Below are 16,256 nucleotides of genomic sequence, written 5' to 3'. Positions count from 1 at the left end.
GGTGTCATTGGAACTCCACGAACAGCCCCGGCGGCAGGGTCGTGGCCTTGCCCACCAGCTTTTCGCCACCCAGTTCTGCCATCAACTGCAGAAGCTTGTCGGCGCTGGCCTCGTTGATCGGGCCATCTGACGGAATACCCGCACGGAAATCATCGCGCAGCGTATGAAACTCCGCCTGGGAACGCACGTTCATCCGCTCGCGCAACGGCTCCCACGCATCATCGTCCCCGGCCAGCAAAGCCTTGGAGGCACGTGTCGCGGCATAGAATGATTTCGCCATATCCGGATGCTCGGCCAAATAGCTCTCTTTCATCACATAGCCGAGCAACGGCACATCCGGGTCCAGACCAAGCGCCTGTGAGGCCTCGGCAACCGAGAGCAGTTCGCGCATTCCGGCGGCTTTCATCTTGGCCAGAAAATGCCAGAAATTGATCGCGCCCGCCATATCCCCAGCCAGCGCGGTTTTATAGATCAACGGCGGCGCACCATAGACCTGCTCGGTGTCTTCCGTCAGATCCATGCCGAATTCCTGCTCGGCATAGGCTTGCAGGATCAGCCAGCTTTTATCCAGAGGTCCGCCAGCAATACCGATCTTGCCACCTGCCAAATCTGTCAGGCTTTGCGCCGAGCTATCTCCGGGCACAACCAACCCGCCGACCGCCTTGGAATAGGGAATGAACACGTACTCCTTGCCAGCCGCCCGTTGCCGCGCGGCCCAGATCCAATCGACCACGGCAACATCCGCATCGCCCCCCTCAAACGCCACCCGCGTGGCGCCGTTATCCGCATAGGGCAAGGCTGCAAGCTCGAACCCGTTGGCAATGTCGAACCCGTTGCCCTGGATGGTGTCGAGTTCCCAATTGACCGTCCCAATTTGCAGAACCGCAACCCGGACGACGGGCATCTCTTGCGCTGACAGGGCAGTGCCAAGAACCGCCCAGCACAACGCAAAGGCGCCACCAAACCATCTGAAAAAATTCATCCTATTCCCCCGATACCTCTATCGAAACAGCCACGCCGTTTCTTGCAACCAGCCGCACGTGGTTCGCGCAGCGATCCTGCCGCATCCACGAGTGTCACAAAACCGGGACCAAAGGCGTATTCTCTGGTGCCGCTGGCGTTCAGATCACGACACCTGACATGGCAATTGCGAGCCCCGTCACTCCCAACGCGCCTTTGCTCAGGAATCCTCGCGCGCCGATCAGACCATAGCTGAGCAATCCCAAACCGATCGCGACACGACACAAAGCAAACAGCGCCAACAGCGGGGCATCGGCGATGCGCAAGAGGTTCGGGTTGGCGATCATCGCCAGCGGGATCACATACAATCCGACGCCAAGTGCCATCGCCGTCAGCGCCACCTTGACCCAGCTCTCCCCAATCATCCCCGCAGCGATGAACACCGCACCGCAGACCGGCGGCGTGATGGTCGAGAGCAGCGCGAACCAGAACACGAAAAGATGCGCCTGCAGTGGCTCGAGCCCCTGTTGGATCAGTGCGGGGCCAGCCACGGAAACACAGATCACATAGGCCGCCGTTGTCGGCACCTCCATTCCGAGCACCAGACAGGCCAGCGCAGTCAGCAGGAGCGACGGCCACAGAATCCCACCCGACGCAGACAGGATCAGCGAGGTGATCTTGACCCCAAGCCCTGTGATCGACAGCACCCCGATGATGATCGAGGCGCAAAAGATGATCGATGCAATCATCGCAATCTGGCGCGCGGCGTTCAGCAAGGCTGACGACATCCGCTCGGCCACCAGCGCCCCGTCAAACCGGCCGGTGCGATTGAAGAACAGCAGGATTGCACCCGCCAGTATCGACAGGCAAGCGGCGTATTGCGGGGTGAAACCAGCCCCGAACATGCCCCAGAGCAGCACCGAGAACGGCACCAAAAAGAACGCCGAGGTGATCAGCACATCGCGCCGCCCCGGTTGGTCCGCCTTGTCGATGCTGCGCAGATCAAAGCGCCCGGCATAGGCGTTGATCCCAACCCAGACCGCAAAGAAATAGAGCAGCGCGGGCAGAATCGCGGCGGCCATGATGCCAGTATAGGGAATGCCAGTCAGTTCAACCATGACAAACGCCCCCGCCCCCATGAGGGGTGGCATGATCTGCCCGCCGGAACTGGCCACCGCCTCAACCGCCGCCGCAAGTCGCTTGGGATAGCCCAGCCGGGTCATTGCAGGCAGCGTGATTGCACCGGTCGAGGCCACATTCGCCGAGGCAGACCCCGAGATCGATCCAAACAAGGCCGAGGAGATCACCGAGACCTTGGCCGCACCGCCTTTGAGCCGACCGGCGGCGGCCGAGGCGACGTTCATGAAACCCTGCCCTGCCTCGCCTGCGTTCAGCACCGCGCCAAAGATGACAAAGATAGACACCACGCCGACGGACACGGCAGTGAGGCTGCCCCAGATGCCACCTTCGGCAATGGTCATGGTCCCGAGGAAACTGTAGAGCGGCGTGCCGGAATGGCCGAACTCGCCGGGAATGTATTGGCCCAGCAACGCATAGGCGAGCGCCAGCACCGCAACCAGCGGCAAGGGCCAACCGATGGCACGGCGCGCGGCCTCGACCACGCAGGTCAGAAGAACGACAGCGACCGCGACCTGAAAATTGTTTTCGAGAAACCCGTATTGATCGCCAAGCGTCTCGTGGTTGACTGCGATCCACAACGCCGCCGAGACGCCAAATGCGGCAAGGATCAACCCGCTAACCGATTGGAATTTCGTCTTTGCGCCAAAGACAAACACCCAGGGCAGCACAAAGGCGAGATGCAAAGGACGGCTGACCAGATTGGGCACCAGCCCCCAAAAGATCAGCCCGAGATGAAACGCCACCATCGCCGCCGCAAGCGTCAGCCAGAAAGAGCTCAGCAGCGGTGCGTCTGCGGTATCGGTCATGTCTCACCCTCTTGAAAGACCGGGCAGTCCTGCCCGGCCGGTTGCGCAACAAACGACTATTTCTGCGCGTCGGTCAGTTCAATCCCGGCCTCGGCATAGTACCGCTGTGCTCCGGGATGGATTTTACCAGTGATGTTGGCCATCAGCGCCTGATCGACACCGTTCCACCACGCCGCGTCTGCACCCATCTTGGCCTTGCTCTCCCAAAATGTCTTGGTCAGCGCATAGGCGGTATCGTCATCCATCTTGGTTGTGGTGAATGCCGCAACCGGCAGCGATGTGGTGGTGATATCCTCGGTCTGTCCGGTATAGGCACCCGCCGGGATCACCAGCTTGGCACGTTTGGTCGCGGCGATCTCCTCATCGGACAGCGACAGTACGCGTACCCCGGTCGACGCTGCCGCCTCGATCACGTTGGGTGCGGGCCAGGACCCTGCGGTCACAAATCCGTCGATCTGGCCGTTCTTCAAGGCAGGCACCGCACCGGAAAGTTCCACGTCCGCGATTTCAACCTTGCCCTCAAGCCCGAACAGCCCGAGATACTTTTCCCCTTCCCGCGCGCCAAAAGAGCCTTTGCCAAGCAGGATGGTCTTGCCTTCCATGCCCGCGAAATCCGTAACGCCAGAGTCTTCTGACATAACAAAATGCATCGTCAGCGAGGGGATTGGGAACAGCGCGCGAATCTCGTCGAATGCAGGGTCGCCCTTGCCCTCGAACATCGCCTTGCCACCTTGGGCGAGCTCCACCAAAACCGGCGGCGTGGTAAAGACATAGTCGCCACCGCGCGCACGCACTTCCATCACGTTTTGAACGGACCCTTGGCTTTCCTCGACGGTGACGATGATGTCCCCATCCGAGCCTGCCTTCATCGCCTCGGCGATCTGAACGCCCATCTGATAATAGGATGACGCAGTTTTCGCAGATTTATAGGTCACGCGCGTTTCGGCCAGCGCAGGCAATGCGAGACTGGCAACGACCGCGGCTGTAACCAGCGGCAATTTGAGATTGATCATGACTTTCCTCCCGTTGATCTGATCGTTCTTCTATCAGGCTGCGAAGAAGGGTCGAGCCGAAATCACATGTGCCAACCGCGGTTTCGCGCGACCAACTGCAAACGCGGGCGGATCGCAAGAATTCTCGTGCTGACCTTTGGTCGACCCTTTTCATATGCTGCATTCGGTGGCAGGCTGCCCGCTACGTAGTGGCCGCAGAGCCGCTTGGCGCATGGCGCCGACGACAAAAACACTGAAATTGGGAGAATTTCATGACACTCAAATCTTACTTGGCGGCCGGTGCGACAGCGCTGGCGCTGAGTGCCGGGTCGGTCTCGGCACAGGCGCTGGTCTATTGCTCTGAAGGCTCGCCAGAAGGATTCGACCCCGCACTCTATACCGCCGGGACAACCTTTGACGCTTCAAGCCACCCGATCTACAACCGTCTGGTCGAGTTCAAGGTCGGCACCACCGAAGTCATTCCAGGCCTTGCTGAAAGCTGGGAAGTGTCCGACGACGGCATGACGGTGACGTTCAAACTGCGTCAGGGTGTCAAATTCCACAGCAACGACAACTTCACACCGACTCGCGATTTCAATGCGGATGATGTGATCTTTTCGTTCGACCGTCAGGGCAATGAAGAGAACGCCTATCACATGGTTTCCGGCGGCACATGGGAATATTACGGCAGTATGTCGATGCCCGATTTGATCGAGTCAATCGAGAAAGTCGACGACTATACGGTCCAATTCAACCTGACCCGTCCCGAAGCGCCGATCATTGCCAACATGGCAATGGATTTCGCGTCAATCGTATCGGCCGAATATGCCGACGCGATGATGGAAGCGGGGACGCCCGAAATGGTCAACCAAGCGCCCATCGGCACCGGCCCGTTCACCTTCCAAGCCTATCAGAAAGACGCGGTCATCCGTTACCTGCGCAATGACGACTACTGGGGTGACCCGGCCAAGGTAGAAGCACTGATCTTTGCGATCACGCCTGATGCCAGCGTGCGATATCAAAAGGTGCAGGCCGGTGAATGTCACGTAATGGCATATCCGAACCCTGCCGACATCGCAGACATGCAAGCCAACGAAGACATCGTAGTGATGGAGCAGGAAGGCCTGAACGTCGGCTACCTAGCCTATAACACGCTGGTTCCGCCCTATGACAACCCGAAGGTACGCAAGGCATTGAACATGGCGATCGACAAACAGTCGATCATCGATGTGGTGTTCCAGGGCTCAGGTGAGATCGCCAAGAACCCACTGCCACCGACCATGTGGTCGTATAACGACGCCATTGAGGACGATGCTTTTGATCCCGAAGCCGCCAAGGCGATGCTGGAGGCCGAGGGTGTAACGGATCTGAAGATGAAAATCTGGGCGATGCCGGTGCAGAGGCCCTATAACCCCAATGCGCGACGCATGGCCGAACTGATGCAGGCGGATTTCGCCAAGATCGGTGTCGAAGTGGAAATTGTGTCCTATGAATGGGGCGAGTACCTGTCGCGTAGCCGTGAGTTGGACCGTGATGGCGCGGTACTGCTCGGCTGGACCGGTGACAATGGCGATCCGGATAACTTCCTCGCCGTGCTGCTGGGCTGTGACGGTCTGGAGAATTCGAACCGGGCCAACTGGTGCTATGAGCCGTTCGAGGAAGTGATCCAGCAAGCCAAGGTGCTGCCGACTCAGGAAGAGCGCCAGCCGCTCTATGAAGAGGCGCAGGTGATCTTTAAGGAGCAAGCGCCTTGGGCAACCATCGCGCATTCGGTCGTCTATATGCCGATGCGGCCCGAGGTTGATGGCTATGTCGTTCACCCGCTGGGTGGCCACATCTTCAATCAGGTTGGCCTGTCCAACTGATACGTTCCGGGGCGGCCCCATGCGGGCCGCCCCGATTTCCCTGTGAATCCGAAAGCCGCCGCCACCGTGACACAGACACTTACCGATAGATTATCCGACTATGCCGCCGTTGCTGCCAATCTGGGCGTTGACGCCGTTGCATTGGTGCCGGGACCAAACTTTACCCGCGCGCTGAGCCAATCTTTCATGAGCCACGAACGGCCGTTCCTGCTGGTGATACCGGCCAATGTGCCCGCCGCCGCGCTGGTGCCCAATCTGGAACTGCGCAGCTGGGATCTTGTCGGCTTTCCCGGTGCAGTATTCGATTGGCGCGATCAGGATGGGTACGACGCCGCCTTTGCCGCGCTGTGCACGCATCTCAATATTTCCTCAATGGCTGTCGAAGGTCAGGTCATGCGGGTCTTTGTCCATCACGCGCTGAAAACTGCACAGCCCGATCTGCGCATTGTTGACGGTGAAAAGGCCATTTCGGGCCTGCGCATGATCAAGACACCGCAAGACATCGCCGCACTGCAAGCCGCCATCGACATTTCCGAACGTGCTCTGGATCACGTCTTGGGCAACGTCCGGCTGGGCCAGAGCGAAACGGATATCGAACAAGCGCTGATACAGGCCTTGTTTGCCGAAGGCGCTGACGATCTGGCGTTTACGCCGATTGTCGCCGCCGGTGACAATTCCGCCCGCCCTCACGCCCATGCCCGCGCCGATTACGCGGTCAAGGCAGGTGATGCGCTGCTCTTTGATTTTGGCGCGCGCAAGCATGGGTTTGCCGCCGACATCACCCGCACCGTGTTTCTGCGCCATGCCAGCGACGAGGCGCATGAGGTCTATGACACGGTTCTGCGCGCAAACCTGCGTGGTCACGAGGTGGCCCGCGCGGGTGTCACGGCCCACGAAATCGACGACGCCGTAACCGGAGTGCTCGAAGCCTCGGCCTTTGCCGACCGCATCCGCACCAAGACCGGCCACGGTCTGGGTCGCGACGTACACGAAGCGCCCTATATCATGCGCGGAAATCACATGCCCCTGCCCGCCGGTACAGTGTTTACCAACGAGCCCGGCCTTTATGACATCGGCAATTTCGGCGTGCGTATCGAAGATGACGTACTGATCACCGAGACCGGCTGTACCTCATTGACCCGCTTTCCCAAGGAGCTGACGGTGCTGCCATGCTGAAATATCTGAGCTCTCGTCTGTTGACCTTCATCCCGACCTTTCTGGGGGTCACGCTGATTTCCTTCGCCTTCATCAGGGTTCTGCCGGGCGATCCGATCATCGTGATGGCGGGCGAACGCGGGTTGACCGAGGAACGCTATCAGGAGCTGACCGAGCAATTCGGTTTTGACCGCCCGGTCTATGTGCAGTTCTGGGATTACTTCACCGGCGTCCTGCAGGGCGATCTCGGCAATTCCTTTGTCACCAAGAGACCGGTCTGGGACGAATTCTTTGCGCTGTTCCCCGCGACACTGGAACTGGCGATCTGCGCAATGGCATTCGCGGTGATGCTGGGCCTGCCGGCAGGAGTCATCGCCGCCGTAAACCGGGGCAAGTTCTTTGATCGGGCGCTGATGAGTTCGGCGCTGGTGGGCTATTCGATGCCGATCTTCTGGTGGGCGCTGCTCTTGATCATCGTGTTTTCCGGCAATCTTGGCTGGACTCCGGTCTCGGGGCGGATCGATCTGACCTACTATTTCCCCAATGCCACCGGCTTTATGCTGATCGACAGTCTGGCATCAGGCCAGAAAGGCGCGTTTGCGTCGGCGGTGCGGCACCTCATTCTGCCGACCATCGTCCTGGGCACCATCCCGCTGGCGGTGATCGCGCGCCAAACCCGGTCCGCAATGCTTGAGGTGCTGGGCGAAGATTACATCCGCACCGCCCGCGCCAAAGGAATGGCGCCGGGGCGGATCAATGGCATCCACGCCCTGCGCAACGCCTTGATCCCGGTGATCACCGTGATCGGCCTGTCGGTCGGAACCCTGTTAGGCGGCGCGATCCTGACCGAAACGATCTTTAGTTGGCCCGGCATCGGCAAGTGGATGCTCGACAGTATTTTCCGGCGGGATTACCCGGTCGTGCAGGGTGGTCTGCTGTTGATCGCGGTCATGGTCATGATCGTGAACCTGACTGTCGACGTGCTGTATGGCGTCATCAACCCAAAGATCAGGAAGCGCTGAGATGACTGACGCCACCGCATCCACCGACGTCGCCCGCCCCGGTCGCCTCCGCGAGTTCTGGTTCTATTTCCGCGAAAACCGCGGCGCGGTCTTTGGCCTCTGGGTCTTTGTCGCCTTCGTGATCTGCGCCGCCCTCGGCCCTTGGCTTGCCCCCTATGATGCAACGGAACAGTTCCGCGAATTCGCGCTGTTGCCCCCCGCCTGGCAAGAAGGCGGAAGCTGGGCCTTTCCTCTGGGCACAGACCCCTTGGGTCGGGACATGCTGTCCAGACTGATCGAAGGCGCACGGTATTCGTTCTTTGTCGGCGTAATCGTCGTCACGGTTGCCGCCAGCGGCGGTATCCTGATCGGCATGATTGCCGGGTTCGCACCGCAATGGCTGGACAGCATCATCATGCGGATCATGGATGTGATCCTCGCCTTTCCATCACTGCTGCTGGCACTGGTACTGGTCGCGATCCTCGGGCCCAGCCTGACCAACGCGATGATCGCCATCGCGATTGTCCTGCAACCCCACTACGTGCGTCTGACGCGGGCAAGCGTGCTGTCGGAAAAGCAGAAGGATTACGTCACCTCTGCCCGCGTTGCCGGGGCCGGGCTGCTGCGACTGATGTTCGTAACAGTGCTGCCCAACTGCCTTGCGCCGATCATCGTGCAGGGTGCGCTGTCCTTCTCGACCGCGATCCTTGATGCCGCGGCGCTCGGCTTTCTGGGGATGGGGGCGCAACCTCCGACGCCGGAATGGGGCACCATGCTCGCCGAGGCGCGCGAATTCATCCTGCGTGCCTGGTGGGTGGTGACCTTCCCCGGCCTTGCCATTCTCGTCACGGTGCTGGCGATCAACCTGATGGGCGACGGTCTGCGGGACGCGCTCGATCCCAAACTGAAGCGGAGCTGAGAAATGAGCCTGCTGCGCATACGCAATCTATCTGTTGATTTCTCGACCGCCTCAGGCGCATTTCGCGCGGTAGATGCCGTGGATGTCGATGTCGATACCGGCGATATCCTCGCCATCGTCGGCGAATCCGGATCGGGAAAATCGGTGTCGATGCTGGCGCTGATGGGACTGCTCCCCTGGACCGCGACAATCTCCGCAGACGAAATGACGTTTGACGGCCATGATCTACGCTCGATCTCGGCGAGCGCCCGACGCCGGATCGTTGGCAAGGATCTGGCGATGATCTTTCAGGAACCGATGTCGTCGCTCAACCCCTGTTTCACCGTGGGCTGGCAGATCAAGGAAGCGCTGCGCTTTCATCTCGGGCTGGACCGTGCAGCCCGCCACGCCCGCGCCATCGAACTGTTTGAGCAGGTCGGCATCCCTGCCCCGGAAAAGCGTCTGTCGGCCTTTCCACACCAGATGTCGGGCGGCATGAACCAGCGTGTCATGATCGCCATGGCCATCGCCTGCGGCCCTAAGCTGCTGATTGCAGATGAACCCACGACGGCGCTGGACGTGACCATTCAGGCGCAAATTCTCGACCTATTGATTTCGCTGCGGGATGACACCGGCATGGGGCTGGTGCTGATCACCCATGACATGGGCGTGGTTGCGGAAACGGCCGAGCGGGTCAGTGTGCAATATGCCGGACAAAAGATCGAGGAACAGCCGGTCGCCGATCTCTTTGCCGCGCCGCACCATCCCTATACCGCAGCCCTGCTCAACGCGCTGCCCGAACGCGCGACGCAGAAACACCTGCCAACAATTCCGGGGGTCGTTCCGGGGCAGTTTGACCGCCCTGCAGGCTGCCTGTTTTCACCGCGCTGCGAATTTGCCGATGCCCGGTGCAAGGCAGAGCCACCCGTGCCGCAACATACGGATTTAGGCCGCGCGCGCTGTCACTATCCGCTGAATACCGATGAAAGGGCCGCGTCATGACGGAACCGGTGATGACTGCGACCGACCTTGCCCGCCACTACGAAGTGGGCGGCGGATTTTTCGCTAAGCCACAGACCCTGCGGGCGGTACAAAAGGTCGATTTCAACCTCTACCCCGGCAAGACCTTGGCGGTGGTAGGTGAATCCGGCTGTGGCAAATCCACCCTCGCCCGCATGGTCACGATGATCGAGGAGCCCACCGCCGGTCAGTTGATGCTCGATGGGCAACCGGTGGTTCGATCACGCTGGCCCGACCTGCGGACCTCTGTTCAAATCGTGTTTCAGGATCCCTACGGGTCGCTGAACCCGCGTCAGCGGATCGGCACCATTCTTCAGGAACCCTTGGTGATCAATCGCCCGGACCTGAGCGCTGCGGAACGGGACGAAAAGGCGCGCGATATCCTCAGGCTGGTCGGTTTGCGACCTGAACATTACGACCGCTATCCGCACATGTTCTCGGGCGGCCAGCGTCAGCGGATCGCGGTGGCGCGGGCATTGATGCTTGATCCCAAGGTTCTGGTATTGGACGAGCCTGTTTCCGCACTGGATGTGTCGATCCAGTCGGCGATCCTGAACCTGCTGGTCGATTTGCAGGACCGTCTTGGCCTTGCCTATCTGTTCATTTCCCATGACCTGAGCGTTGTGCGCCATGTCGCCGACGACATCATCGTCATGTATCTGGGACAGGCGGTCGAGACAGGATCAAAAGAGGCGGTGTTCGCCGCGCCGCGCCATCCTTATACCAAGGCGTTGTTGTCAGCGACGCCGCGCGCCGATCCCGGCGGGAACAAGGAGCGGATCAAGCTGACGGGCGAACTGCCCTCGCCGATGGCGAACCTGCCGGGCTGCCCGTTTGCGCCGCGATGCTGGCAGGTGCAGGACATTTGCCGCGAACAGCGACCACCGCTTGAAGGCGGCGCCCACGCAGCAGCCTGTCATTTCCCACTCGACGCAGATGCCCAGGGTCAAACGTAGGACGTATCAACCGGCTTGAAACTGTCCGCCTTGGCACGCCGCCAGCGCAAGAGATAGCCGAACTCGTCTTCTTCTTCGCGCAAAAGAAAGCCCTCGGGCAGATAAGGATAGACCTGTTGGCCAGTGACCATGTCCCGGTCGGATTCCCGCATCAAAAGGTGATGCGGCAGGAACTTGCCCGGGTGATCCAATCCGGCGGCCCCGGTCATTTCCCCCAACGCCTTCAACGTATTTTGGTGAAAACGATACACTCGCGCTGACTTGCGCGTTACGTCCAGCGCCCGTTGTCGCAGTGGGTTCTGTGTCGCCACGCCGACCGGGCAGTGATTGGTATGGCAAGCCTGCGCCTGAATGCAGCCGACCGAGAACATGAAACCCCGCGCCGAATTGGCCCAGTCAGCACCAAGTGACAGCACCTTGGCCATGTCAAAGGCCGTCACAACCTTGCCAGATGCTCCGATCCTGATCTTCTCACGCAACCCTGCCCCGCGCAGCGTGTTATGGGCAAAGGTCAGCCCTTCGACCAAGGGCATCCCCATATGGTTGGCAAATTCGAGCGGTGCCGCACCGGTGCCGCCTTCCTTGCCGTCGATGACGATGAAATCAGGTACGATCCCGGTTTCAAGCATCGCTTTGACGATGCACATGAATTCCCGACGGTGTCCGATACACAGCTTGAAACCCACCGGTTTGCCATCACCGTTTTCACGCAGTTTCCCGATGAACTCCATCATTTCCAGCGGAGTGCTGAATTCGGGATGCGCCGCTGGTGACACGCAATCCTGCCCCATCGGAATACCGCGCGCCTCGGCAATCTCCTCGGAGATTTTCGAGGCAGGCAACATACCTCCATGACCGGGTTTTGCCCCCTGGCTCAGCTTCAGTTCAATCAGCTTCACCTGCGGATTGGCCGCCTGTTCACGGAACTTTTCCACGTCAAAACGGCCATCCGGCGTGCGACAGCCAAAGTATCCCGACCCAATTTCATAAATCAGATCGCCGCCGCCCTCCTTGTGATACCGGCTGATGCCGCCCTCACCGGTGTCATGGGCAAAACCGCCTTTTTTCGCTCCTATGTTCAAGGCATGGATCGCATTGGCGGACAGGGCGCCGAAACTCATCGCGGAAATGTTGTAAATCGAGGCTTCATAAGGCTTCTCACAGTTCTCTCCACCGATCCGGACCCGAAAATCCGTATCTTCGATGTGGATGGGCACCACCGAATGCGTCAGCCATTCATAGCCTGAATCGTAGACCCGTTGACGGGTCCCAAACGGGCGTTTGTCCTCAACCCCTTTGGCGCGCTGATAGATGATCGATCGCTTGTCGCGGGAAAACGGCTCTTCGTCCTGATCGCTTTCGATCAGATACTGGCGGATCTCGGGCCGGATGCCTTCGAACAGAAAGCGCATATGCCCGATAACCGGGTAGTTGCGCAAAATCGAATGCCGCTGCTGGATAACATCATAGACGCCCAGCCCCGTGAGATACGCAAACAACACAAAAGGAAGCAGGAACCACCAGCTGAAGATCACGCCAACCAGCGAAAGGACAGCCAAGACGGCCATACCTGCAAATACCAAGAACCTCATCAATCCGCCTCCGTTTTCGGTCAGATGACCGCTGTAATCGCCTGTTCGACCTTGTCGGTCAGCTCGTCAAGTTGGTCGTCATTGATGATAAATGGCGGTGCCAGCAGTATGTGATCCCCTTGGCGCCCGTCAATGGTGCCGGACATCGGATAACAAACCAGTCCCGCCTCGAACGCGGCCCTTTTGATCTTGCCCGCAACTCCCCGAGCTGGATCAAAGGGAGTCTTGGTCTCGCGGTTCTCGACAATCTCGATTCCACGAAACAGCCCGCGCCCGCGCAGATCGCCGATATGGGGATGTTGACCAAACCGATCCACCAGCCGCTGGTGTAACTTGTCGCCTTGTTCCTGCACACGCGCCAGCAGACCCCGGTTCAGGATCGCCGAAACCACGGCCAGCCCCCCTGCTGCAGCAGTCGGATGGCCGATATAGGTATGGCCGTGCTGAAAGAACCCTGTGCCGCTGGCAATCGTATCGTAGATGTCTGCAGTACAGAGCATCGCGCCAATCGGCTGATAGCCAGCCCCGAGCCCCTTGGCGATACAGGCGATATCGGGCGCAACATCATCCTGTTCGCAGGCAAACAGCGTCCCGGTTCGGCCCATGCCACACATCACCTCGTCAAGGATCAGCAGCACGCCATATTTGTCGCAAATTTCGCGGATGCGTTTGAAGTAACCCGGCGCCGGGGCCAAAGCGCCCGCCGTCGCGCCGACAACCGGTTCGGCCATGAAGGCCATGACCGTTTCCGGCCCGACGCGCAGCAATTCTTCTTCCAGCGCATTGGCCGCGCGTAGGCCATAGCCCTCGGCGCTCTCACCGTCCTGACGCAGGCGGTATTCATAGCACGGTTCAATATGGCTGACATCCAGCAGAAGCGGCGCAAACTGTGCCCTGCGCCACTCGTTGCCCCCGGCTGACAAAGCCCCGATGGTGTTGCCATGATAGCTTTGTTTGCGAGCGATCAGATGGCCCCGCTGTGGCTCGCCCTTTTCGACCCAATATTGCCGCGCGAGTTTGATCGCTGCTTCGGTCGCCTCGGACCCGCCAGAAACAAGGTAGACCCGGTCCAGATCACCAGGGGCGTTGGCAATCAAAAGATCCGCAAGCGCTTCGGCGGGTTCTGAGGTGAAAAAGCCGGTATGCGCAAAGGCGAGTTGATCCAGCTGGGCCTTGATCGCCGCCGCAACCTCGGCATCACCATGGCCCAGACATGACACCGCCGCACCGCCCGACCCGTCCAGATACCGTTTGCCATTACTATCAATCAGATAGCATCCCTCGCCCGCAACGGCCGTGGGCGGGTTCAGCTTGGAATGGCGGGGAAATACGTGTGACATCGGTCGGTCCCTTGGGTCTGAGGCAAGTCAGGCCGGACCCCGGCAAGGGATCCGGCCTGTTTGTGCCAACCTATCGTCAATCGCCCGCCATGCAAGATTGCTGATGACGGGCGCTTTGCCTTATGCGGCCATCGCATCCGCAAGGGCGGCTTCAAAGATCGCCAGGCCTTCTTCGATGATCGCATCGGAAGCGGTCAATGGCACCATGATGCGCAGCGCGTTTCCATGCATGCCGCAGGCCAGCAGAATCAGACCCCGCTTGAGCGCATGGGCAATGACCGATTTGGTCAAGGCCGCATCGGGTGCTGCGGTTTCAAAGTCAGTGGCGAATTCGACCGCAAGCATGCCGCCCAGACCACGAATGTCCCACATCCGGTAGGGTGCGGTGCGGGCACCGATATCGGCAAAACGGGCGCGGAAGGTTTCACCCAGAGCGATAGACCGATCCAGAAGCCCCTCGGATTCGATCGCCTCAATCGCGGCCAGCGCGGCGGCACAAGCAACCGGGTTGCCACCATAGGTGCCGCCCAATCCACCGGGCTGTGCCGCATCCATGACTTCGGCGCGGCCAACAACACCCGCGATCGGATAGCCGCCGGCCATCGATTTCGCGACCGTGATCAGGTCAGGTGCAACACCGCTGTGCTCAATGGCAAACCACTTGCCGGTCCGGCCAAAGCCCGACTGAATCTCGTCGGCAATCAGCAGGATGCCATGCGTGTCGCAGATCGCGCGCAATGCCTGCCACATCTCGGTCGGAACCGGATGATAGCCGCCCTCGCCCAGAACCGGCTCCAGAATGATCGCCGCAACACGCGATGGATCGGCATCGGTGAGGAACAGTGTCTGCAGCGCGTTCAGCGCATCCTCGACGGTCACGCCATGGCGGGAATCCGGGAACGGCGCGCGGAAGATATCACCGGGGAACGGACCAAAATCCTTTTTATACGGCGACACCTTGCCCGTCATTCCGAGCGTCAGCATGGTGCGGCCATGATAGCCACCCGAGAACGCGATCACACCGGGGCGACCGGTCGAAGCGCGCGCGATCTTGATCGCATTTTCAACGGCCTCGGCACCGGTTGTGACCAGCAGGGATTTCTTTGCAAAATCACCTGGCGCCAGTTCATTCAGTTTTTCGGCGAGGGCAATGTAAGGTTCGTACTGGATCACCTGAAAGCTGGTGTGGGTGTACAGATCTTCCTGCGCCTTGGCCGCTTCGATCACCTTGGGGTGACGGTGGCCTGTGTTCAGAACCGCGATCCCGCCTGCGAAATCAACATAGCGGTTGCCTTCGACATCCCAAAGCTCGGCGTTTTCGGCACGGGCGGCAAAGACCGGCGCAGCCGAGGCAACACCACGGGCCACAGCGGCTTCACGGCGTTGCAGAAGCGCGGCGTTGCTGTTTGTGGTTTCTACCACTTTGGCCTGCGGCTTGGCAGCAGGAGTTGTCGTGGTCTTTGCCGCAGCAGTCTTGGTTGTGGCGCGACGTGTCCGTGGCTTGGACGCGGCTGCCTTTTTGGGTTGTGCTTTGGTTGCAGTTGTCATCTCGCTCTCCATCTGAACAGCTGATCAAAATCATCATATTGTGCTTAATATTATTTTCAATCTGGAGCAAGCGTTCCGTTCGTCGGATGCGTAACAATTGGGCTTTTACAATTTATCTATATTTTTCAGACAATAAGGTAATTGACTAGCGAGCGAGGTAACGATTAATATTTCAAGCAACTCGATCAAGGTGGGGCGATACGCGTGGATATTGGCGGCAAACTCAGGTCAGTACGAGAGACTCGCGGCATGACTCAGCGCGATCTGGCCGGGCGCGCGGGCCTGACCAACGGGGCAATTTCGCTGATAGAGCAAAATAAGAGCAGCCCTTCGGTTGCATCACTCAAACGTCTGCTTGATGCGATCCCGATGACCATGTCCGAATTCTTCTCTGAATTCGAAGGGAACGATTCGCCAAAGTACTTCTACAATTCCGATGAATTGATCGAATTGTCGCCACAAGACATGGGGTTGGGAACTGCCGCCGCGCGCGTGTCGCTCCGGCAAGTTGGCGATGCATCGCGGCACGCGTTGCAGATGCTGCACGAGGTCTATCCGCCCGGCGCCGATACCGGCCCCGATCTGCTGAGCCACGAGGGCGAAGAAGCCGGGATCGTGGTGGCGGGTCTGATCGAAATTACCGTCGAAGAACAGGTCCGCGTTCTAAACCCTTGGGATGGCTACCTCTTTGACAGCCGCCTGCCTCATCGGTTCCGAAATATTGGCGAGACAGATTGCATCATCATCAGCGCCTGCACACCGCCGACCTTTTGAATTGGATGCCCTGAAGCCCATTTTTTGGGCGCGCGCCCAACAGTTTTCAGACGGCCCACGAGCTTGAGCCGAAACCACGTCAGGCGGTCAGAGCGCCGTTCGACCGAGCCTTCAGATGATTGCGCACCTTTCCGGACTTAAGGAACCAGCCATACATCACCTTTTCGCAGAACAGGTGCGTCCGCTTTTTCTTGAAAGCAAAGATCGCG

The 16,256-nt window shown here is 59.6% G+C and carries 13 protein-coding genes; 7 read left to right on the top strand and 6 right to left on the bottom strand.

Features of this window, described 5'->3' with window-relative positions:
• Window positions 1–4 precede the first annotated feature (4 nt).
• From ABJO75_RS09595 to ABJO75_RS09585, 3 genes are all read right to left on the bottom strand, one after another.
• The gene (locus tag ABJO75_RS09595) at window positions 5–982 is read right to left on the bottom strand and encodes an ABC transporter substrate-binding protein (RefSeq protein ID WP_348129508.1); all 978 of its coding nucleotides are present in this window, start codon (window positions 980–982) and stop codon (window positions 5–7) included.
• 139 nt (window positions 983–1,121) lie between these two features.
• A complete protein-coding gene (locus ABJO75_RS09590; RefSeq protein WP_348129505.1) occupies window positions 1,122–2,906 on the bottom strand; it encodes a TRAP transporter fused permease subunit in 1,785 nt (594 codons plus the stop codon).
• 56 nt (window positions 2,907–2,962) lie between these two features.
• Entirely contained in the window at window positions 2,963–3,919 is a 957-nt protein-coding gene (locus ABJO75_RS09585; RefSeq protein ID WP_348129502.1) for a TAXI family TRAP transporter solute-binding subunit, read from the bottom strand.
• A gap of 251 nt (window positions 3,920–4,170) precedes the next feature.
• On the opposite strand from ABJO75_RS09585, the gene ABJO75_RS09580 reads away from it, so the two are divergent.
• From ABJO75_RS09580 to ABJO75_RS09555, 6 genes are all read left to right on the top strand, one after another.
• The gene (locus ABJO75_RS09580; RefSeq protein ID WP_348129499.1) at window positions 4,171–5,763 is read left to right on the top strand and encodes an ABC transporter substrate-binding protein; all 1,593 of its coding nucleotides are present in this window, start codon (window positions 4,171–4,173) and stop codon (window positions 5,761–5,763) included.
• 66 nt (window positions 5,764–5,829) lie between these two features.
• Complete coding sequence (locus ABJO75_RS09575; protein ID WP_348129496.1) at window positions 5,830–6,939, top strand: Xaa-Pro peptidase family protein; 1,110 nt, start codon at window positions 5,830–5,832, stop codon at window positions 6,937–6,939.
• The gene (locus tag ABJO75_RS09570; protein ID WP_348129493.1) at window positions 6,933–7,940 is read left to right on the top strand and encodes an ABC transporter permease subunit; all 1,008 of its coding nucleotides are present in this window, start codon (window positions 6,933–6,935) and stop codon (window positions 7,938–7,940) included. The genes ABJO75_RS09575 and ABJO75_RS09570 overlap by 7 nt, the downstream gene beginning before the upstream one ends.
• Before the next feature lies 1 nt (window position 7,941).
• Entirely contained in the window at window positions 7,942–8,838 is an 897-nt protein-coding gene (locus ABJO75_RS09565) for an ABC transporter permease subunit (RefSeq protein WP_348129490.1), read from the top strand.
• Between the two features lie 3 nt (window positions 8,839–8,841).
• Window positions 8,842–9,819 carry an ABC transporter ATP-binding protein gene (locus ABJO75_RS09560; RefSeq protein ID WP_348129487.1) on the top strand — a complete coding sequence of 326 codons (978 nt, stop codon included), beginning with the start codon at window positions 8,842–8,844 and terminating at the stop codon, window positions 9,817–9,819.
• Complete coding sequence (locus ABJO75_RS09555) at window positions 9,816–10,793, top strand: dipeptide ABC transporter ATP-binding protein (protein WP_348129484.1); 978 nt, start codon at window positions 9,816–9,818, stop codon at window positions 10,791–10,793. Before ABJO75_RS09560 ends, ABJO75_RS09555 begins: the two co-directional genes overlap by 4 nt.
• Here the strand turns inward: ABJO75_RS09555 and ABJO75_RS09550 are convergent.
• From ABJO75_RS09550 to gabT, 3 genes are all read right to left on the bottom strand, one after another.
• Window positions 10,784–12,385: an FMN-binding glutamate synthase family protein gene (locus tag ABJO75_RS09550; RefSeq protein WP_348129481.1), complete on the bottom strand. Its 1,602-nt coding sequence runs from the start codon at window positions 12,383–12,385 to the stop codon at window positions 10,784–10,786. The two genes, ABJO75_RS09555 and ABJO75_RS09550, sit on opposite strands and share 10 nt — an antisense overlap.
• Before the next feature lie 20 nt (window positions 12,386–12,405).
• Window positions 12,406–13,725, bottom strand: coding sequence for an aspartate aminotransferase family protein (locus ABJO75_RS09545; protein WP_348129478.1), 1,320 nt, complete (start codon window positions 13,723–13,725; stop codon window positions 12,406–12,408).
• Window positions 13,726–13,845: 120 nt separating this feature from the next.
• Entirely contained in the window at window positions 13,846–15,273 is a 1,428-nt protein-coding gene (gene gabT, locus ABJO75_RS09540; RefSeq protein ID WP_348129475.1) for a 4-aminobutyrate--2-oxoglutarate transaminase, read from the bottom strand.
• 204 nt (window positions 15,274–15,477) lie between these two features.
• Here gabT and ABJO75_RS09535 point away from each other — a divergent pair, with 204 nt between their 5' ends.
• Window positions 15,478–16,047 (top strand): cupin domain-containing protein, encoded by a 570-nt coding sequence (locus tag ABJO75_RS09535; protein WP_348129472.1) that lies wholly within the window; start codon window positions 15,478–15,480, stop codon window positions 16,045–16,047.
• Window positions 16,048–16,256: the final 209 nt, after the last annotated feature.

It is taken from the genome of Sedimentitalea sp. (genome assembly GCF_039973035.1).
Classification (GTDB): Bacteria; Pseudomonadota; Alphaproteobacteria; order Rhodobacterales; family Rhodobacteraceae; genus Sedimentitalea.
This window is presented reverse-complemented; position numbering and strand designations above follow the sequence as displayed.